The sequence below is a fragment of the Sporosarcina sp. BP05 genome, assembly GCF_014282005.1.
Lineage (GTDB): Bacteria > Bacillota > Bacilli > Bacillales_A > Planococcaceae > Sporosarcina.
In genome coordinates this window covers 1-20,707 of record NZ_JACFTD010000003.1, presented here as the reverse complement: position 1 = coordinate 20,707, position 20,707 = coordinate 1, and the positions used below count along the sequence as shown (strand labels likewise).

The window sequence follows — 20,707 nt, the reverse complement described above, 5'->3', positions numbered from 1 at the left end:
TTCTCAATTTAAATGGTTTGTACAGAAAAAACTGTACGAACTTTCATTGCTACGAATTGCTTTTTAAGATAGGATATAATACGCTATAAGAAATGGGCTGGATCGGTTAATGAATGCCGATGCTAGTGGAGGGAAGACGCTTATGAACGGTAATGAAAAACTTGAAAAAGCTCGTGAACGGATTATTGAATCCATCGCACAAAATATACATCTTTATGGTCTTACACCTTCTGCTGGAAGACAGTATGGCACGATGTTTTTTCATAATGAGCCGTTAACATTGGATGACATGACAGAAGAACTTGGGATGAGCAAAACGAGCATGAGCACATCTGTCAGAGCGCTATCCGATTTGAAGTTAGTGGAACGCGCTTGGAAAAGAGGGGTCCGAAAAGACCTTTATCAAGTGAAAGATGATTGGTATCAAAGCTTTCTAGATCTTTTTTCAATAAAGTGGAGAAGATCTGTTTCCTTTCATTCAGCAGCAATTAGAAGATCTTTAGCTGAACTGGAAGAACTGGTGATAGATCCTGCGATAGATGATGGATTGAGAGAAGAAGTAACTATAGATATTGAAAAGTTACTTTACCTGCGCGATTATTACGAATGGCTCGATCGCCTTGTTGATGCTTTTGAAGATCATGATATCTTTAATCTCGTACCCATTAAAAAGCCTGAAAAGGATACGCCAAATAAGTAAATATGAAAAGACGGCATTCACAATTATGTGTTTGCCGTCTTTTCATTATCTATTACACTTTTTTTATACGATTGTATCCTTTTTCCCCGTATGGCTGTAACTCTTCTAACCACTTATCCAACTGCTTCTTTAGAATTTCACCTTTGCTAGTCCCTTTCCAATTCTTCTCATCTATCGATTCGAGTATTTCGATTTCAAAACTCTCTTTTCCAAGTTCATCCCAATCGGTTTGCAGTTCTTTATTTTTATGCCCACCGGTAGATAACATGAATTTCAATCCATTCAATGTTTTGAAATTTGGTGTCGAATTTACATAAAGCTTCCCGTTCTTTACATTCTTGATTTGAAATATACCATAACTTGGTTTCTCTTCCTTCGCCTTCAATTTCATTTCTTTTTTAAAATCCATTTCATCGACATCTCCATTTTCTAAATTCTGCACGAGGCGATACGCACTTCCTTCAGCGTTACGCGTTAACACACCACGGTCGACCATCTCCCGCCGTAACAGCATATAATCTTCATAAACTGTTTCCAAAATCGCGTTGACTTGACCTTCTGTATACACTTTTCCCGGTTTGAAGAGCAATGCAACTTCAGCCAACAATTGGATTTTTTCTTGTTCTTTCATACGGAGTGTTTTCAAACGACCATCTTCTTCCGAGAAGTAGCGTGCTAATTCTGTTGAAGGTTCAAATGATTTCGCAATCGACTTATCAATACCCGGTTCGTTTGGTACGACTTCTTGTTGCCGTTTCACCAAATTCATGAGGGCTAGAAGTGTTTTTGCCTGTCTTTCTTTCTTCCGTAATGAGAAACGATGATTCCGAATCGTCGACATGCTTCCGATTTTCAGTTCTTTTTGAATTTCTTTGTCTGTCTTTCCTTCGTAAATCAACGACAGCAGTTTCGACTGTTGATCGGACAACCCTGTCTGTTCTTTACCACCCGAAAGCAATAGGTCAAAGACATTGCCATGCATCCTTTCAATATGATGTTCCATATAACGCCAATCTGCGAAAAGTACATCTCCTACAGGATAAATGACTCCCTTTTCAACTTCTTCATCACATATTAAACAGCGATAATGGTGACTCTCCTTGATATAGCCCTTTTCCATAACTTCTAACGGGTAATCTAGTAACATATCCAACTAAACATAAACACCTTTCAATATATACTCGTTTTATATAAACAAACATAACATTAATCTACGTTTCGTTCAATCCTGTTTTACGCATAATAAAAACCGCACTCTAAAGAGCACGGTTTTTCAACACCTTAGCGTTCTATTTTATTACTGTCGCGTCTAGCTCAATTTCTACATTTCCTTTGATAGCGCGGCTAATCATACAAGACGTTTCCGCTTTTTCCGCAAGCTTGTGTGCCAGTGCTTCATCCTTTTCAGTCGCGTCCTGTTTCAACACGATTTGAGGTTTATGGATAATCTTTTTATATGTAATAACACCGTTGGATACATCGACAACGCCGATTGACTCCATCGTCAAGGCAACTTTCTCCAGTTTACTTCGCTCCATCATAGCCGCAAGTGTAATAATATAACATGTCGCAGCAGCGCCCAACAGCATTTCATCCGGATTCGTACCAATTCCCGGCCCGTCCATTTCAGGGGGAATTGAAATTTTCGTCTTCAAATTCCCTGCATCGATTGTTCCTATATCATTCCGCAAACCAGGCCAGTCCGCTGTTAAATGAAAGTAGTGTTCTGCCAAAAGAAAAGCCCCCTTTTATTATTTTGTTTCTTTCATTATACAGTTTACTTTTCCAAATTTAATCATCCTAACAAATTGTCTTGATAGCAGCCTCAAATTCATAGCCACCTAACAGGGACATTGATGATTCCTACATTATTCGGCAGACCCATTCCACACGCTATTTTCTATTTGCTCATATACATAGAAGAAAAACAAATAGGTACAGGGGGAAATTAGTATGCAGTGGGTAACTATATTATTAATCGGAATTGCAGCAAACATTGATAATTTAGCAATAAGTGTTTCATACGGTTTAAAATTAAAAAGAATTCCTATCTCATACAACTTCATTATTTCTCTAATTTCTATTGTATTTGCATTTGTATCCATTTCAGCGGGGAGTTTTTTATCCCATTACTTTTCACAATCCATGGCCAACTTTACTGGTGGCTTCCTAATTACCGCCCTTGGCATATGGTTTATAATGCCGTCTCCAGTGTGTGTTAAAAATAAGTCAATGCAAAAAGAAGATGGACGTCCCGCAATTCTAAGTGTAGAAAAAGAACAAATAATCACGTTAAAAGAATCTTCTTTTTTAGGTTTCTTGCTTGCTTTAAACTGCTTAGCAATTGGTTTTGGAGCCGGCATCACTGGATTCTCTCCTTTTTTCACTTCCATCTCAATTGGCGTATTTTCACTAATTTCAATTTCTTTAGGGATTAAAATCGGAAATAAAATTGGCAGTACACTATTTGGTAAGTACTCAACTATCATTGCAGGACTCTTGCTTATCATAATTGGTATTTATGAAATGTTTTTCTAATTATTCTTATCCCATTTGGCGCAAATAATTGCTTCATAATATAAAACAAACATATCGATGGCCTTATTCGCAAATGGGATAGTCAAATTAGTCTCTATCATTATAATGCTCTCAGCTCCCCTTCTTTTTTCACTCGACTGAAAATTCTTTTTTCTAATCGAAGTTTCCAAAAACATATGGTACACTTAATGTCACTAGTTTGAAAACGCTTACACTACCAATCAGCTTCAAAAGGAGGAAACTTTATGGCGCTTGTACTCCAGCAACGACAAGAACAGAGTCTACTAATGACACTCGAGTTAAGACAAGCAATTGAACTCTTACAATACTCGACGTATGAACTGGAACAATTTATACGGCAGCAAGAGCTTGAAAATCCGCTTATCGAGCTGAAAGAAAAAAATACATATGAGGAAAGATTAAATCAGCGATCGTCCTCCTTTGGCTCTTCCGAGATGCCGGATGATCTATTTCCATGTACGGATAGGAACATGCGGGACACATTATTCGAAGATGCGAAATTCCTCTACCCCGACGAACACACCCAAAAATTATTAAACTATCTCATTTATAATTTAGATGACAATGGCTATCTACGTGTCCTTGATAGGGATTCAGCGTTCTACTTGGAATTTGATGAAGATGCTATTAACAAGGGGATACTTTTACTTCAGCAAGTGGGACCGGTCGGTATTGGGGCTAGAAACTTAAAGGAATGCCTGCTCCTACAAATCACATTCATCTATCCTGACAATAGACTAGCTGCTCATTTAATAGAACATCATTTAAACTTACTTGCCGATCATAAATGGAATGAAATCGCCTTACAAATGAATATTGAAATGAAGGTAGTCAAGAATCTCTACGACTTCATACAAACGCTTAATCCCAGGCCCTGCTTATTTATCTCTAATTCTTCAACTGAATATTTAACTCCAGACATTATTGTAGAATCCAAAGATGATAAATTAGTTTTTCATTTGAATGACGGCTATTTACCGACGATTCAAATCACCGCAAATTATTCGCAACAGCTTCAATCGAAAAGTGATGTGTCAAAGTACATTCAAACCCAATATAAAAATGTGCAATGGCTTCTTAGTAGCATCGAACAGCGCCGGAATACGATTATTAAAATTGTGCAAGTCCTGTTAGAAAAACAACAAAGCTTTTTTATTGATGGATTCCCTTCATTAAAGCCATTAACACTAAAAGAAGTTGCCGATGAAATTGAAATGCACGAATCGACTGTCAGCAGAGCAACATCCAACAAAATCATTCAGACAGCATTCGGTTCTTTCGAACTACGACTGCTATTTACTTCAAAGTTAGAATCTGCGGATGGCACTAGCATTTCTCAAACGGCAGTAAAAACACTTTTAGAAAATTTCGTAGCCCAGGAAAACAAATTCAAACCCTATTCTGATCAAAAAATAGCAGAATACTTTAATAGCGAAAAAGGCATCACAATCTCTAGACGTACAATTAGTAAGTATAGAGAAGAGTTAAATATACCTTCTTCTAGCAAACGTAAAGATATTCAAGTGTAAATGGATAATCCTTTATCCCAAAAAACCACGGAGCATTCTTGACTGATTTGTCAGGAACGCTCCGTGCTCATTTTAGTTAACTTCTATTGCATGTTCTTCATGTTCATGTAATCCATTATCATCTGTTACGTGAATTTGAATTTTGTGTGGACCCGCTTGTGCAAATGTGTAAGAAGCTGTATATTCACCAGCAACTTTTTCCTCGACATCGACCCAGTCGTGTTTATCCGGATTGGCTTCATTCCAAATTTCGTAACGTACTTGCGCTTTTTCAAATGGTTGACCATCTTCTTGCAGGTGAACGACAAATTCAGCAGCTTCGCCGAGCTTCATATTTTCAGGTTCCATGAAGTGCATCGAAAATTCGTCAGCATGCCCATGTTCGTGTTCAGCCTCGCCTTCAACAGCTTCTTCAATATTTGCACCGTTACCGACCGTCACTTCTTTTTTCGGCATTGTATGCAAACCTCTCGCTGTTACATGCACTTGAACGTGGAATAGACCGTCATGATCAAACGATGTTTCTGCCGTATACAGACCGTCTTTGTCATTCTTCGATTCAATCTTGACACTGTCGTCTTTTTTACCTTCTTCCCATACTTCAAATTCAACTTCATCAGCGTTATCTACTTTGTCTTCGCCTTGTGTAACAACTGCTGCCATTTTTATTATGCCATTCACATCAACTTGTTCTGTCACTGTTAGCTGCACATCAAGTGGTAGAGGCACCCCTGTGTCGTCCTCTTTTATCGTTTCTTCTTTACCGCACGCCGCCATCATTGCCAGCATGAATACCCCTGCTAACAAACCAAGTTTTCTTTTCATCATGATTCCTCCATTTTCGTTTTACTTAACGTAGTTCGATATGTTCGTTATGATTATAATAGATAAGTTAGAACTAATTGTGAAGTACTACGCTTCACACGATTTTCACATCTATTAGAGAAAATGAGTATAATAAGTAATCTATAATTGAAATGAGGTTTTATCTTGAATTCATCCACCATCATGATTATAGACGATGAACCGCAAATGAGGAAACTGATTCGAATGTTCCTCGAGAAAGAAGGCTACACTGTCATCGAAGCAACGGACGGTGTACATGCACTATCATTGATAGCTAAAGCAGATCCGCAGTTACTACTCGTAGATGTAATGATGCCCTACATGGATGGCTTTACATTCGCCAAGGAAGTAAAACGCACATCGACGATTCCACTCATCTTTCTATCAGCAAAAGGGGACGAATGGGATAAAATACAAGGCTTGAAACTTGGCGGCGACGATTATATTGTCAAACCATTTTTACCGGGGGAGCTTCTTGCAAGGATTGAATCCGTTCTGAGACGATCTTATCAAAATAAAGCTATCGCAGATACGTTAACTATCGGGCCGCTCGTTATCGAAATCGAAGCGCATAAAGTGTCATTGAATGGAAATCCCTTATCATTAACATTAAAGGAGTTCGGTATGCTCCATATACTTGCTAAAAATAAAGGTCGCGTATATTCAAGGGAACAACTGCTACACATTGTCTGGGGTGAAGAACATCAAAGTAGCGAGCGCACAGTCGATACACATATTAAAACGTTACGACTAAAAATGGGAAATCACGGAGAGCTGATTGAAACAGTCTGGGGTATCGGCTACAAATTCGAGGTGTGAAGATTGAAGAAACTTACATTAAGCAAGAAAATAGGAGTAGTCCTGATTTCCAGTATCGGTTTCACAATTCTCTTCTCCTTTTTCTTCATCCATTATCTCTATTCCGAATTGTATCTGACAAGTATCGAAGAATCCATTGTCTACCAGGGGAAAAGAACGGCTTCTCATTACCATTACGGGGAATTAAGTGATGAAATCATCGATAAAATACAATGGTATAACATCGTTTCCGAATACGAAATTATCGTAGTGGATAAATTAGATGACCTCACCTCCTATTTCCCTTATGAAATAAATTATGAAACACTTGTCGATGCAAATGACCTTGCAGAGTTAGACAAAGGTGCCTATGTGCTAAAAGAGGGATTCGTAAAGGAATTGAACAGTGAAATTCTAGGCGCTATTTTCCCAATCAAGGGCGAGGATGGACTTATCGGTTTTATCTATATATACGTACCTCTCGCGGCCGTTCAGGATGTATTTCGAGGAAGCATTCCGATACTGTTGATTGTTGGCAGCTTATTTTTCTTCATACTCTTTCTAGTGGTCAATCGTGCATGGCGTTCTTTATTCAAACCATTACAAGACCTTCAGCGACTTTCTTTTGAAGTATCTAAAGGCAACTATTCAAATCGAATCCAAAGCGAGCGCGACGATGAGGTTGGTCAATTGACGAAGGCGTTCAATTTGATGAGCCTATCACTCGAACAGCAGGAAGAACGTAAAAAGGAATTCACGTCAAACATCGTGCACGAACTCCGTACACCGCTTACGTATATTAGCGGTTACACCCATGTTCTTAAAGACAAAATTTATTCATCGCCTGAAGAAGCACAAAGCTATTTGACAACGATTGAAAAAGAAACAGAACGGCTGACCAAATTGATCACTGATCTTGTGGAATTAAATCATTTGCAAGAAGACTTTTATACAATAGACATGCAACCGATTGCTATCGCTCAATTAGTAGTAGATACAGTTGACTTGTTCACGATTCATATCGCTGAAAAAGAATTACATCTCGAATTGACTATCGAAGAAGAACTTATTCTGACAGGTGATCCAAAAAGAATTCAACAAATATTTTACAATATCATAGACAATGCCGTAAAATATTCCGTCGTGAATGGCACCCTGGCTATTGAATTAACGAAACAAGATACTTCCCTGCAGTTCCGAGTGACGAACGACGGAATTCTGATTGACGATGAAGATCTCGAACGAATTGGCGATCGGTTTTTCAGGACAGATAAAGCCCGAAATCGGACAACAGGTGGTACAGGCTTGGGGCTCCCAATTGTAAAAGAGATCATTCGACTACACAACGGGACATTTGAGATGACTAGTGACGCCCTGACAGGAACAAGCGTAACGATTCGATTGCCAGGCTTATCTAATGATGAAAAAGAAGAGGTGTAATTTGAAAATCATGCGCTATCTGTTTATTCCCCTTGTCTTTGCAGTATTACTTTCCGCTTGTAGTTCACAGCCACAAAATGGCAAGGAGATTGTCTCCTTTTCTTTTACTGACCAAAATGGACAACCTTTTGGTACAGATGAATTAGCAGGGAAAGTCTGGATTGCCGATTTTGTCTTCACAAAATGTAAAACCGTTTGTCCTCCAATGACACTTGAGATGGCGGATTTACAAAAAAAGTTCGAGGATGAAGGCATACAAGCCGAATTCGTATCATTCACTGTTGATCCAACAATCGATTCACCCGATATATTAAAAGTGTACATCCATCAATTTACGGATGATGAAACGAATTGGCATATGTTGACGGGATATACACAAGAAGTAATCGAAACTTTTGCACGGGAGCAATTTCAAACGATTGTTCAAAAGCCCACAACTTCCAATCAAGTCATTCACGGGACAAACTTTTATCTGATTGATCAGCAAGGCAGGATTGTGAACGAATACAATTACGTAGATGCGTCCTATGTTAAGGAAATGATGAAGGATATCAAAAAAACTCGAAAATAGTAGACAAAAACACCTCATAGGCTCAATCCACTTAGGAGGTGTTTCCTTGGATCACTTTCAATAGTATTTGCCAGATACACTATTGGAAACAACCCTATTCATCATACCGCTGTCCGTAAAAGTTGTCAGGAACTGAAAAGGGATTGATACATTACGGCAATAGTCTACCACTCATCTCTGGTGGCCATATCCCTACCATTACTTACGTTTTCTAAGCAGGAGCATCATCGCTGTAATGAGTTTACTTACCACTATCAGCCGCCTTTTCCACTATTTTTGTAACATTATTTAACGCATTACCTATATATTATTTACCGCTTATAAAGAATGTTGTAATTAACGATAAACCTAAATCGTTTGCTGTATTCATATCTTTCTCCCAGGCTTCTTTCTCTTTATTTCTCCCTGTTTCCTCCAAACTCCTGCATTGCTTTATTCGTTTCGTCTTTGGTTGCCACTTCTGGTATTGAGATGTGGACAGCTGCTTTATCTCCTATATAAGCGATTATATATAAAAACTGTTACCATATGGTTAGACAAGGTAGTTCATGACCAAACTTAACACGGGAGGAATCACAGTGATTGAATCGAACAGCCAAATCGTGTCCACTATTTCTTATAACAGAGTCGAACGAATTATGGGTTGGTACGACCAAAAAACGAAACGAACTGTCCATAGCATCCACTTATACGCTGACACAATTTCAACTGCAAACAATACTTTCAAATTAGAACATGTCCATGATATGTCCTATAAACCATTTTCTAGCGGAGCAGGCTTTTTCTATTTGCATACAACCCAAGGTGTCTTCACATATGAAGTCGAGACAGACCCAACCAATTTCATTCGGACGTATAAAAATTTACGTTAAGATTCGACTCGTTCAAAAATATGTTTAGTACTTACATTTTAATGGTATATAAAGAAAGAGTACAAAAATGGAGGGATATTTAATGACTGTTAAGAAAACTGTTGAAAACGCCGTTCAAGCAAAAAAAGAAATCGAGGAATTGGTTACACAAGGCTATACACATGATGACATCTATATTTTTGCACATGACAAAAAGAGAGCCAGTCACATAACGGATGCGCTAGATACGGAAAGCGTAGGCATGAAAGAACAAGGTTTCTTGGATGGTATGAAGAACATGTTCTCTTCCCGCGGAGATGAACTTCGTAGCAAGATGGAAGCTGTTGGCCTATCCGTTGTAGAAGCTGCTGATGCTGAGCAAGAGCTTGACCAAGGTAAACTTATCCTAATCGCAAAGAAATAACCTATAAGTTCATGAATCCCATTCCTTTAATCAGAGGAATGGGATTTTTTCATTACTTATAAATTAATTGGATTATGGATTAGTTACAAGTTAGTGAATTGTTGCCTTGCCTCACGCGCTATGTACTATATATGATTGGATATGATCGGTCTGGCGACGTATAAAGTCAGTTAGCAAGGAGATATGATTGGTCGTGCTTAGACTTTTGCTATTTTAATGCTTTCATTGGCATAATCACCCCATTATTCGATATGATGAACAATGAAAGTGGGTGCAGTTTATGATTAATAAGTTATGGAAGATTGGTTTTTTCACTGGACTTACGAGTTTCATTCTTCTCATAGTAGGTGTACGAACTATTTTGGGTCAAACGCTTGTCTTTACAAACTACTTAACATTTGGCCTTTTTGGGCTAATCATCGGTGTCTTTTCATTTTTACTGCTGTTTTACAATTTGAAAATTGCTTTCAGGATCTTCTTGATTGGTGTGGTTATCGGTTTTGCAGAGTTTTTCCGCAGCTTATTAATGAATCCGAATGGGATAGGTGATGTACTCGGAATCTTGTCTTTGTTCATCATCTCTTCCTTTGGATTGGGACTGGCCTTTATTGTCCAGTTCATCGTGATTTTGATGAAGAAAAAAAGCTAGAACAAAAGCGCCGGAGTCTATACGACAAAAAGAGTGTACAATTCCTAGTTTCCATAGGAATTGTACACTCTTTTTTTAATGCCTTAGACAGCTTTATCTTTCTTAATTTGCTTACTTCTTAACTGGCCGCATGCCGCGTCAATGTCTGTACCATGTTCAAGTCGAACGCCGCAATTAATTCCTTTTCTTTTAAGCGTTTCGTAAAATGCTTTAATGTCTTCAGGTGTACTACGACGATACTGGTCATGTTCGTCAACAGGGTTGTAGGGAATCAAGTTGACATATGACAGATGACGTTTGTTTTCAAGCAGTTTTGCCAATTGTTGCGCTTCAGCAACATGATCATTCACATCATGTAACATTATATATTCAAACGTTATTCTGCGGTTTGTCGTTTCCAAATAGTAATCAATCGAATCCATCAATTTTTCAATCGGGAACGCTTTGTTAATTTTCATAACGCGTGTACGCAAATCATTATTCGGTGCATGCAGAGAAACAGCTAAGTTGATTTGGATATTTTCTTCTGCGAATTCCTTAATTCGTTGCGGATTACCACTAGTTGAAACAGTAATGTGACGAGCACCGATAGAAAGTCCTTTTTGGTCATTGACGACGCGTAGGAAATCCATCAAATTTGAATAGTTATCGAATGGTTCGCCGATTCCCATAACAACAATATGGCTTACGCGCTCCTCTTGCTCTTTTGCATCGAGGTGATGCTGTACTTCCATGATTTGCTCTACAATCTCTCCAGCAGTCAAATCACGGCTCTTTTTCAACAAACCGCTTGCACAGAAACTACAGCCGATATTACAGCCAACTTGTGTCGTTACACAAACCGATTGACCATAAGGGAATTTCATCAAAACGGTTTCAATCAAGTTGCCATCTTGCATTTTGAATAGGAACTTGATAGTGCCATCTTCAGACTCCTGTTTTACAGTCTGCTCCAGCGAACGCATAACAAAGTTCGCATCCAGCAAATCAATACATTCTTGATTAATATTCTTCATGTCAGCAAAGTTTGTTACACGTTTTTTATATAGCCAGTCCCAAATTTGTGCGGCGCGGAATTTTTTCTGACCTTGTTCCAATAACCATTCTGTTAGTTGTTCGATTGTAAGTCCATATATTGAATTTTTCATTAGTTATCCTCATTTCAGAAAATGCAATTCACATATTATACTACATGAAATTAGAAATTGGAACAACTAATTTAATTCACTGAACACTTTTGAATATATAAAACCGCCTGCCCTTTCCACATCTAGCGGAAAGGGCAGGCGGTTTATCATTTTTATGCCGTTCGTTTATCCAGATTCATAAGAACATTGAAACCAAAGCAGAAGATACCAATCAATGTCGCTGCCCCACCCGCCGTTGCGATTGGAAAAAATATATTGCCTACCCCTAATATTGCCAATGCAATCGCAATCATCATAACAGGCAATCCGATATTATGAAGCCAAAAATGCCATTTTGCCAATCCAGTCTTCTCTAAACTCGGATATAGATGATAAAAAACTCCAATGAGGGCTAATGACATCCATCCTAACAAATTGATGTGAACATGCACCGACGTCAATGTAAAGACGTGTGTGAGCGACATGTAGAGCCCGAACGAAATCCCAAGCATGAAATAGATGACAGAAATCTTAAGCAGTGTTTTACCCACTTTTCCCTTCCCTTCTCTATTTTTTATACATCTGACATCCCTAACTCCTTACATCATTCTATGAACCACTGAATTCAAATAGTATGTGTTCAATCATTTTTCTATGCTTTACAATCGGCACTTAACAAATAGATTGTTCTTCCAACACCGCTTTGTCGCTTGGTGATGGCCTCACGCAATAAGCCCGCCAGAAAGATCACTGTCGGTCTTATTGCTTCGGCTCACACTTTTCGCTCATGCGCTAGACTTGTTCGTTATACGGGTCAGGTATACCACCTAGTTAATTCTAAATAAGCAGTGCCGAATATATACACTTTAATACAGATAAAACTAGGCATCCTCCATATTCCCTGGAGGATGCCTAGTTTGTGGTCACTACTTATTTAAACTTCATCGCACTTCATTCTTTGCGGCATTGTCCTTCTTTATTTTCATGACCAACGTTAAAATATTCAATAAGCTAAGAACCGTAAAAAAGATTCCAAAGCCAATTTGACCATCCCTAAATCGCGTAATTGCGAAATAACTCATGAATAATATTAGTGCAATATCAATATATTTTGATCCCATATCGAAAACCTCCCTTGTTTACACAAGTATAGCAGTTTCGATACATTTTTCATTAACTCATTTCATCTTCGAATCTACTAGTTCATTTCAAACTCAAGACGTCACTTAATTTCTCAACTAATCGTTCCATCTGTTCATCTGTTCCGATTGTTATACGTAGGTAGTTGTCGATTCCCGGTTTGTTAAAATACCTAACTAACACGCCTACTTTTTTTAATTCATTGTAGATAAACTCTGCTGGAACAGTCTTATGTGAGGCGAAAACAAAGTTTGCTTGTGAAGGTAGTACATCGAAGTCAAGCTGTTGCAACGTCTCATTCAACTTGTCCCGTGTTGCAATGATTTTCTGGGTCGTTTCCGTGAAATACGCTCTATCCTCAAACGCCGCTTTTGCCCCGACCAGCGCAAGACGGTCCAGCGTATAAGAATTGAATGAGTCTTTAATGCGAATCAATGCAGCAATTAATGAAGGAGCTCCCATCGCAAAGCCCACGCGTAAACCGGCGAGTGAACGTGATTTGGATGTCGTCTGGACGACAAGGACATTATCGTACTTCCGAATGAGTTCAGTCGCTGATTTTGATGCAAAGTCGATATATGCCTCGTCGATGATGACGACTTGGTCAGGGTTATTTTTGACAATCTCCTCAATGTGCCCAAGTTCAGCATAGATGCTAGTCGGTGCATTTGGATTCGGTAAAATGACGCCGCCTTCAGACTGAAAGTATTTATCCACTGGCAATGTGAAATCTTTATTCAACGGAACTTCCTCATAAGGAATATCGAATAACTTTGCATAGACCGGATAAAAACTATATGTAACGTCAGGAAATCGAATTGGTATGCCTGGCTCGAAAAACGCCATGAAAGAGAATGCCAGTACTTCATCTGAACCATTACCTACGAATACTTCTTCAGCAGTAAGTCCATAGTACAGTCCTATCGTTTCTCGTAACTCAATTGCCGTTGGAGATGGATACAACTGGAGGTTGCGTCCCATCTCTTGCTCGATTGCAGCGATCACTTGCGGACTTGGAGGGTACGGATTTTCATTGGTATTCAGTTTCACAATGTCCTTTTGTTCAACCTGCTCCCCAGGAATATAAGGCTCGGTCCGTTTCACCATTGAGCTCCAAAATTTACTCATCTCGCAGCACTTCGCTTTTAGGTCGTCTTTTCCGCAATTCGTTTTTGACATCCTCCACACTAACACCTAACTCTTCCATCAATACTAGTGAGTGATACGTCAAATCAGCAAGTTCACTTGTTACTTCAGCTTTGTCACGGTTTTTTGCGCCGATGACAACTTCAGTTGTTTCTTCTCCGACTTTTTTCAAAATTTTATCCAAGCCTTCTCGGAACAGATACGATGTGTAAGATCCTTCTACAGGGTTTACACGCCGATTTTTTATTTCATCCGTGATTTCATGAACGATTGAGCGAGTCTGTACAACCTCATCGAGAATTTGCTTGTGGAAACAAGTTACTTCTCCCGTATGACAAGCCGAACCTAGTGGTGTAACTTGTACCAAAATTGCATCACTATCACAATCCAGTGACAAGTTCTTCACAATTTGTCGGTTGCCAGATGTTGCCCCTTTGTTCCATAGTTCCTGTCTTGACCTGCTGAAAAACCAGGTCTCTTTCGTATCAATCGTCTTCTGCAACGACTCTTTATTCATATAAGCAAGCATCAATACATTCCCTGTCCGGTCATCTTGGACAATTGCTGGAATCAGTCCATTTTCGTCAAATGATAATGTGTCGATTTCTAGTGTCATAGTCAGTCATTCCCAACAGATGTATTTTGTTCAGCTAGATATGTTTTTAATTCACCGATATTAATATCTTCGAAATGGAATACGGATGCAGCAAGCGCAGCGTCGGCTTTTCCTTCAGTCAATACAGTATGGAAGTGTTCAGGTTTCCCTGCGCCGCCGCTCGCAATGACAGGAATGTTGACCGCTTCCGCAATCGCCCGCGTCAATTCGATATTATAGCCACTTTTCACGCCATCTTCGCCGATACTATTAACAACAAGCTCGCCGGCACCCAATTTTTCACCTTGAATCGCCCATTCGATAGCATCCATACCAGTATCTTTCATGCCTCCATTAGAAAATACTGACCACTTAGAAGGGCCCACTTCATTGACATCCATTGACAGTATAATTCGTTCAGAACCGAATTTTTTTGCGGCTTCTTCAATTAATGATGGATTGCTGAGCGCTGCACTATTGATAGATACTTTATCCCCACCGGCGTCAAACACCTTCTGGATATCTTCGACAGTCCGGATGCCCCCACCAACGATAAATGGTACGGGTACTTCTTTCGCAATTTCTGCAATTAAGTCAAGGAACATAGCACGGTTATTTGTTGAAGCCGCAATGTCGTAAAACACAAGTTCATCTGCACCGTCAGCTACATATTTCTTTGCCAATGTCAGTGGATCTGCAACTTCTTTAACTTCCAGAAACTTTTTCCCTTTTACGACTTTCCCATTATCAAAATCCAAACATGGAATTATCCGGTTGCTTGTCATCCTCGTTGTCCCCCTAATACTTTTTCTAAAGATAGTTTACCTTCATATAAAGCTTTACCAATAATTGCTCCGTATAAATCGAGTTCCCGTAACTGAACAATATCCTCTTCTGTGGAGACACCACCTGATGCAACAATGTCGATAGAAGATGCTTTGTCCATCATTTCCAGCTCGTGAAAATTAGGTCCTTGCATCATTCCATCTTTCAATATGTCTGTATAAATGACTGTTTTCACACCGATTTCTTCTAGTTCGTTTAACAAGTCAACTGCCAATACATCACTTGTTTCCGTCCAGCCGTCAGTTGCGACGAATCCTCTTCTTGCATCGATGGAAACTGCGATTTTATCAGCGTATTTTTCTACGGCTTGCTTTAAAAATGGTTTATCTTGAATCGCTGCCGTACCGATAATAACGCGGCTAACGCCGGATGCAATATGCGCGTCAATGATCTCCATCGTCCGGATTCCTCCGCCTACTTGAACCGGTATCGATACGCTTTTAGCAATCGCCTGGATGGCTTCGCGATTTAATGAATTTCCTGTTTTCGCTCCATCTAAATCGACGACGTGAATGTAGTCAGCACCTTGCTTTTCCCATTCCAACGCCATTGCAGTAGGTGAATCATTATAAATAATTTCCTGATCATAATCGCCTTGGATTAACCGAACACATTTACCATCACGTATATCAATTGCTGGAAATAAAATCATCATTGTTCCCCCTTATATATGAAGAATCTCATTGAATTCGCTGCGGCGCTCGGGGATGCCTCCCGCCATAAGCCAAGCAGCTTCGCCGCCAGTCTTATGGCTTCGGCTACCCCTTTTAAGGCGCCTTCGCTTAGTTTGTATAGGTATTTTCATTGGTTCACTATATAGGTGCGTAAAGGAGATATTTTTATAGCATTCCCTTCGTAGATGGAACTCCTTTTACATCTGGATTAATTGCACTTGCTACGCGCAATGCACGTCCGAATCCTTTGAAAATTGATTCGATAATATGGTGACTGTTTTTCCCATACTGCAAATTGATATGCAATGTCACTTTGGCATGGCTTGTGAATGCTTGGAAAAACTCCTCAACAAGCTCCGTGTCGAATTCTCCTACTTTATCTTTCAAACCCTCTACGTTATAAACGAAAAATGGACGCCCACTAATATCGATAGAAACTGTTGATAATGCCTCGTCCATAGGTGTTGACACTGTCGCATAACGCTCAATGCCCTCCTTTGATCCGATGCTTTCATAGAAGGCTTGTCCCAATACGATGCCGATATCTTCGACGGAGTGATGCTGGTCCACGTCAATATCGCCGTCACAATCAACCGTTAAATCGAATCGACCGTGATTTGTGAATAGTGTCAGCATATGGTCGAAAAAGCCAACACCTGTTTTAATGTTTGTTGTTCCACTTCCATCAATCGCAAAGTCCAAGTTAATCTTTGTCTCCGCTGTCTGTCTTGAAATCGATTTACTTCGCATAAAAGTTCGCCTTCCTTACTTGAATTGAATTTGCATGGGCTGTTAAGCCTTCCGCATTCGCAATTGTGATAATGTCTTCGGATACATCTTGCAATGCTTGCTCCGTATAATGAATAATGCTCGATTTTTTCATAAAGTCATAGACACCTAACGGCGATGAAAATGCCGATGTCCCGCTCGTTGGCAATGTATGATTTGGACCAGCCATATAATCGCCCAATGCCTCTGGTGAATAGTTACCTAAGAAGATTGCTCCAGCATTGTGAATGAACGGCAATTGCTCTATCGGATTTTGCACCATTAGCTGTAAATGTTCCGGCGCAAGCTTATTGACGAAGTCGTAAGCTTCCTCCAATGAATCGACTAAGATAATGCGCCCATTATCAGCGATAGAAACTTCGATAATTCCCTTACGATCTGCTTGCTCAGTTTGCTTCACCACTTCTTTTTGAAGTGCTTCGGCAAATGAATTACTTGTCGTCACGCATACCGCCGTTGCCCGTTCATCATGCTCCGCTTGCGATAACAAATCCGCAGCGACAAACTTTGGTACGGCACTATCGTCCGCCACAACACAAATTTCACTCGGTCCTGCAATCATATCGATGGCTACGTCACCGAACACCCATTTTTTTGCCCGTGCTACAAATGCATTTCCAGGACCGGTGATTTTCACTACTTTTTTCACCGTTTCTGTTCCATATGCCAATGCTGCAATTGCTTGTGCACCGCCAATTTTATAGACGATATCCACGCCAGCTTCTTGCGCTGCTACAAGTACGTGTGGATTCACTTTGCCATCCGCTTGAGGTGGTGTCACCATTGCAATCCTTCCGACTCCCGCAATTTTTGCTGGAATCGCATTCATGAGAACAGTCGAAGGATAAGCCGCTTTTCCGCCGGGTACGTATATACCGACACTGTCCAAGGGTGTCACTTTTTGACCAAGTACAATTCCTTTTTCTTGATTGATAAACCAAGATTGTTCTTTTTGAATTTCATGGAACGCAGTAATGTTTTGCTTTGCTTTTCGTAGTGCAGCCAAAAACTCCCCTGTAATCAATGTCTGCGCTTCTGCGAACTCCTCAGCCGTTACAATCAAGTTATCTAGCCATACGCCATCAAACTGTTCGGTATAGCTTTTCAATGCCTGATCCCCGTCTTCACGGACTGTTTCGATAATTCCGAGCACAGTTCGGTCAAATTCGAAATTAGTTATTTGTCCTGCTACTTGTTGCTTTTTCTCTTCTCTATATTGTTCCAACGTTACAATTCGCATAAATTATCACTCCAATGCAGCTTTTAAGTCCGATATGACTTGCTGGATTTGACTGGTCCTTGTCGCATAACTTGCTTTATTAACAATCAATCTCGCACTAACATCTGCAATTGTCTCTAAGACGACTAATCCATTTTCTTTTAGCGTCTTGCCCGATTCAACAATATCAACGATGACATCTGCCATACCAATAAGCGGGGCCAGTTCGATGGAGCCATTCAACTTGATAGTCTCAATACGAATGCCTTTGCTGTCAAAATAGGCTTTTGTCACTGCTGGATATTTTGAAGCAACCGTCAGCAACGCACTGCTCGGAAATTGTTTATCTGGAAACCCGGCAACAGCCAGCTCGCATTTTCCAATTCCAAGATCCAGCAGTTCATAGACATCTACTGGATTTTCCATAATCGTATCTTTACCGACAATCCCAATATCTGCTGCTCCTTTTTCGACGTAAGTTGGAACATCGACTGCTTTCACAAATATGAGTTTTACTTTATTTTCATCATCATAGATAACAAGCTTCCTGCTTTTATCATGGTATTCTGAAAAACGGATGCCTGCTCTTTCAAAAAACGCTAACGCTTTGTCAGCAGTACGCCCCTTCGCCATGGCGATTGTTAGATGTGTCATTTCAATTCAATCCCCCTACGAGTAATTCCAGCAACGCTTTTAAGTCAGAAAATGGCGTAACTTTATCTTTATAAAGAAGTGAATTACCATCTTTATCCAAACGTATCAAGTAAACACTCTGTCGTGGATCTACCTGTTCCTTGTGCGTTGAAAATGACAGCACACTATAATTCCGTTCCCTTAATTCATTTGCGATTGCAATGGCTTGTTCCAATTGGCTATCTGCATACGTTATTTTTACATCGATTGATAAGCGGGATGTAACCTCCCTGCTATCTGTCGCTTTAACTAACGATTCAATTTCACATGCAAACCCAATCGCCGGAAGTCTTGCTCCAAACTCGTTTCCTAACTCATCATAGCGCCCGCCCATTAAAACAGGTTTCCCAAATCTTTCGACATATCCTTGGAAAATAACCCCTGAGTAATAACCCATATGATTGATCAATCCCAAATCCATGACGATATACTGTTCCAATCCATACATTTTCAATATACTGTAAACATCCATTAAGTAATCGAGCGTGCCCTGCATTTTTTCCGTTAAGACAATCCCTGTTGTCCGTTCACTCACATCTACTGGGTTACCATATAGAAACGGAATTCGTTCGATTACTTCTCTTACTTCATCGGTGATGTCCAGGTTTTGAAGAAAAGGTCCAATTTCTACAACGTTTTTCGCTTGTATCAATGACTTCAATTGATCAATTTGAAGTGACGTAAGTGGCAGGTTTTGGACAAGTTCATTGAAAAATCCAGCGTGCCCTAATTCTATTTTAATATCACTGAATCCCAAATCCCTCATTAAATGACAAGCTAATGCAATTACTTCTGCATCCGCTTCGGGAGAACTATCGCAAAAATATTCAACGCCTGCTTGCGTACGTTCGATGCTGTCATTTTTATCAAATGGCTGACGAAATACCTCTTGGACATAAAAATATCGAAGTTCACTTAAAAGGTCCGGAAAATTTTCGACCAGCTCCCTTGTAATTGGAATCGTGACATCGGGCCGCAATACCAATACTTGCCCTGTATGATCGATTACTTTAATCATTTCATTTTGGTTGATCGAGCTTTTTACTTTTGAATATAAATCATATTGTTCAAAAGCCGATGTCTTAATGCGTTTATAGCCGTATGTGGTAAAGCGCTTATTGATTGTCTTAATGATTCTTTCAAACTTTTCACTATCACTTAACATTCGTTCAGGATACACTTCATTTCTAACCATTTCCAACACCCCTCACTTTACTGCTTTACTAGACTAAAGTTATTTAGTACTATAAAGGTATACCAACGAAATGTCAACAGGAGGAATGATTAATAATGTTCGATTATCACATGCACAGTTCGTTCTCAGCAGACTGCCCAATTTCAATGGAAGATATGATTGAGGGAGCGATTCATAAAGGATTAACTGAAATTTGTTTTACTGAACATATCGACTATGAATATCCCGATGATACAATTGTTTTCGACTTTGACAAAAAGGATTACGCAAGTAAATTGATAGAGATGCAGAAGAAATATGAAGGGCGTATTCGTATAAAGAAAGGCGTTGAAATTGGTGTACAGCCACATATACTAGACAGATACGATGGGCTTATGGACACAGAAACATTCGATTTTGTCATCTGCTCCATGCATACCGTCGAAAAAAAGGGATTACACTACGGAGAGTTTTTCGAGCGTAAAACCATAGAAGAAGCATATGGTATTTATTATTCAGAGTTATTATATTGTGTAAAAAACTATAAACAATTTAACATCCTCGGTCATGTTGATCTTGTGAAAAGGTACACAAAGAAACCGTGTGCTAACCCTTTTCATGATGAATTAACGACTATCTTCAACGTTATTATTCCGGAAGGCAAAGGAATTGAGTTGAATACTTCTGGTGTCCGCTATGGATTGACAAATGGTATGCCAAGTGATGACATTCTTAAGCTTTATAAACAATGCGGAGGTGAAATCATCACACTTGGTTCGGATGCACATAAACCCGAAGACATTGCATTTCAATTCAGCGAATCGCTGCAGTTATTGCAGTCGATTGGATTCAAGTATATCACTACATTTGACAATAAAAAACCTACTTTTCACGCAATTAGTAATATGATGTGAATTGAAAAAAGCGCAAGCTCATG

Annotated in this window: 24 protein-coding genes; 10 read left to right on the top strand and 14 right to left on the bottom strand. The window is 39.5% G+C overall.

Annotated elements, in window-relative coordinates:
• The first annotated feature begins 142 nt into the window (after nt 1-142).
• A complete protein-coding gene (locus H2672_RS04820; RefSeq protein ID WP_186669745.1) occupies nt 143-700 on the top strand; it encodes a GbsR/MarR family transcriptional regulator in 558 nt (185 codons plus the stop codon).
• Between the two features lie 52 nt (nt 701-752).
• Here the strand turns inward: H2672_RS04820 and H2672_RS04815 are convergent, their stop codons facing one another.
• Together H2672_RS04815 and H2672_RS04810 are read right to left on the bottom strand one after the other, a co-directional pair.
• Nucleotides 753-1,847, bottom strand: coding sequence for a DUF2087 domain-containing protein (locus H2672_RS04815; protein ID WP_255485448.1), 1,095 nt, complete (start codon nt 1,845-1,847; stop codon nt 753-755).
• A 142-nt stretch (nt 1,848-1,989) separates the two neighbouring features.
• On the bottom strand, nt 1,990-2,433 hold the full coding sequence (locus H2672_RS04810) for an OsmC family protein (protein ID WP_186669742.1): 444 nt from the start codon (nt 2,431-2,433) through the stop codon (nt 1,990-1,992).
• Nucleotides 2,434-2,653: 220 nt separating this feature from the next.
• On the opposite strand from H2672_RS04810, the gene H2672_RS04805 reads away from it, so the two are divergent.
• Both H2672_RS04805 and rpoN read left to right on the top strand, forming a co-directional pair.
• Nucleotides 2,654-3,238, top strand: a complete 585-nt coding sequence (locus H2672_RS04805) for a manganese efflux pump MntP (RefSeq protein ID WP_186669740.1) — start codon at nt 2,654-2,656, stop codon at nt 3,236-3,238.
• A 245-nt stretch (nt 3,239-3,483) separates the two neighbouring features.
• Entirely contained in the window at nt 3,484-4,788 is a 1,305-nt protein-coding gene (gene rpoN / locus H2672_RS04800; protein ID WP_186669738.1) for an RNA polymerase factor sigma-54, read from the top strand.
• Between the two features lie 72 nt (nt 4,789-4,860).
• Here rpoN and H2672_RS04795 read toward each other — a convergent pair whose 3' ends face one another.
• Complete coding sequence (locus H2672_RS04795) at nt 4,861-5,613, bottom strand: FixH family protein (RefSeq protein WP_255485328.1); 753 nt, start codon at nt 5,611-5,613, stop codon at nt 4,861-4,863.
• 165 nt (nt 5,614-5,778) lie between these two features.
• Here H2672_RS04795 and H2672_RS04790 point away from each other — a divergent pair, with 165 nt between their 5' ends.
• The 6 genes from H2672_RS04790 to H2672_RS04765 all read left to right on the top strand — a co-directional run bounded on the left by H2672_RS04790 (nt 5,779) and on the right by H2672_RS04765 (nt 10,367).
• The gene (locus tag H2672_RS04790) at nt 5,779-6,453 is read left to right on the top strand and encodes a response regulator transcription factor (RefSeq protein ID WP_255485326.1); all 675 of its coding nucleotides are present in this window, start codon (nt 5,779-5,781) and stop codon (nt 6,451-6,453) included.
• 3 nt (nt 6,454-6,456) lie between these two features.
• Entirely contained in the window at nt 6,457-7,872 is a 1,416-nt protein-coding gene (locus H2672_RS04785) for a sensor histidine kinase (RefSeq protein WP_186669733.1), read from the top strand.
• Nucleotides 7,873-7,882: 10 nt separating this feature from the next.
• Nucleotides 7,883-8,443, top strand: coding sequence for an SCO family protein (locus H2672_RS04780; protein ID WP_186670235.1), 561 nt, complete (start codon nt 7,883-7,885; stop codon nt 8,441-8,443).
• 578 nt (nt 8,444-9,021) lie between these two features.
• Entirely contained in the window at nt 9,022-9,315 is a 294-nt protein-coding gene (locus tag H2672_RS04775) for a hypothetical protein (RefSeq protein ID WP_186669731.1), read from the top strand.
• 82 nt (nt 9,316-9,397) lie between these two features.
• Entirely contained in the window at nt 9,398-9,718 is a 321-nt protein-coding gene (locus H2672_RS04770; RefSeq protein WP_186669729.1) for a YflT domain-containing protein, read from the top strand.
• A 280-nt stretch (nt 9,719-9,998) separates the two neighbouring features.
• The gene (locus tag H2672_RS04765; RefSeq protein ID WP_186669727.1) at nt 9,999-10,367 is read left to right on the top strand and encodes a hypothetical protein; all 369 of its coding nucleotides are present in this window, start codon (nt 9,999-10,001) and stop codon (nt 10,365-10,367) included.
• A gap of 83 nt (nt 10,368-10,450) precedes the next feature.
• Here H2672_RS04765 and rlmN read toward each other — a convergent pair whose 3' ends face one another.
• From rlmN to hisZ, 11 genes are all read right to left on the bottom strand, one after another.
• On the bottom strand, nt 10,451-11,515 hold the full coding sequence (rlmN, locus tag H2672_RS04760) for a dual-specificity RNA methyltransferase RlmN (RefSeq protein WP_186669725.1): 1,065 nt from the start codon (nt 11,513-11,515) through the stop codon (nt 10,451-10,453).
• A gap of 152 nt (nt 11,516-11,667) precedes the next feature.
• Nucleotides 11,668-12,045 carry a cytochrome-c oxidase gene (locus H2672_RS04755; RefSeq protein ID WP_186669723.1) on the bottom strand — a complete coding sequence of 126 codons (378 nt, stop codon included), beginning with the start codon at nt 12,043-12,045 and terminating at the stop codon, nt 11,668-11,670.
• Between the two features lie 390 nt (nt 12,046-12,435).
• Nucleotides 12,436-12,615 carry a hypothetical protein gene (locus H2672_RS04750; protein ID WP_186669721.1) on the bottom strand — a complete coding sequence of 60 codons (180 nt, stop codon included), beginning with the start codon at nt 12,613-12,615 and terminating at the stop codon, nt 12,436-12,438.
• A gap of 82 nt (nt 12,616-12,697) precedes the next feature.
• Nucleotides 12,698-13,762 carry a histidinol-phosphate transaminase gene (gene hisC, locus H2672_RS04745; protein WP_186670229.1) on the bottom strand — a complete coding sequence of 355 codons (1,065 nt, stop codon included), beginning with the start codon at nt 13,760-13,762 and terminating at the stop codon, nt 12,698-12,700.
• Nucleotides 13,755-14,396, bottom strand: a complete 642-nt coding sequence (gene hisIE, locus H2672_RS04740; protein WP_370569600.1) for a bifunctional phosphoribosyl-AMP cyclohydrolase/phosphoribosyl-ATP diphosphatase HisIE — start codon at nt 14,394-14,396, stop codon at nt 13,755-13,757. The genes hisC and hisIE overlap by 8 nt, the downstream gene beginning before the upstream one ends.
• Nucleotides 14,397-14,398: 2 nt before the next feature.
• Entirely contained in the window at nt 14,399-15,160 is a 762-nt protein-coding gene (hisF, locus tag H2672_RS04735; protein ID WP_186669719.1) for an imidazole glycerol phosphate synthase subunit HisF, read from the bottom strand.
• Nucleotides 15,157-15,873, bottom strand: coding sequence for a 1-(5-phosphoribosyl)-5-[(5-phosphoribosylamino)methylideneamino]imidazole-4-carboxamide isomerase (gene hisA, locus H2672_RS04730; protein WP_186669718.1), 717 nt, complete (start codon nt 15,871-15,873; stop codon nt 15,157-15,159). Before hisA ends, hisF begins: the two co-directional genes overlap by 4 nt.
• Before the next feature lie 187 nt (nt 15,874-16,060).
• Nucleotides 16,061-16,645, bottom strand: coding sequence for an imidazoleglycerol-phosphate dehydratase HisB (gene hisB, locus H2672_RS04725; protein ID WP_186669709.1), 585 nt, complete (start codon nt 16,643-16,645; stop codon nt 16,061-16,063).
• Nucleotides 16,635-17,924 (bottom strand): histidinol dehydrogenase, encoded by a 1,290-nt coding sequence (gene hisD / locus H2672_RS04720; RefSeq protein WP_186669692.1) that lies wholly within the window; start codon nt 17,922-17,924, stop codon nt 16,635-16,637. The genes hisB and hisD overlap by 11 nt, the downstream gene beginning before the upstream one ends.
• A 6-nt stretch (nt 17,925-17,930) precedes the next feature.
• Nucleotides 17,931-18,557 carry an ATP phosphoribosyltransferase gene (gene hisG / locus H2672_RS04715; RefSeq protein WP_186669690.1) on the bottom strand — a complete coding sequence of 209 codons (627 nt, stop codon included), beginning with the start codon at nt 18,555-18,557 and terminating at the stop codon, nt 17,931-17,933.
• A gap of 1 nt (nt 18,558) precedes the next feature.
• Complete coding sequence (gene hisZ / locus H2672_RS04710) at nt 18,559-19,791, bottom strand: ATP phosphoribosyltransferase regulatory subunit (protein ID WP_186669683.1); 1,233 nt, start codon at nt 19,789-19,791, stop codon at nt 18,559-18,561.
• Nucleotides 19,792-19,886: 95 nt separating this feature from the next.
• Between hisZ and H2672_RS04705 the strand changes: the two genes are divergently transcribed.
• A complete protein-coding gene (locus H2672_RS04705; RefSeq protein ID WP_186669675.1) occupies nt 19,887-20,684 on the top strand; it encodes a histidinol-phosphatase HisJ family protein in 798 nt (265 codons plus the stop codon).
• Nucleotides 20,685-20,707 lie beyond the last annotated feature (23 nt).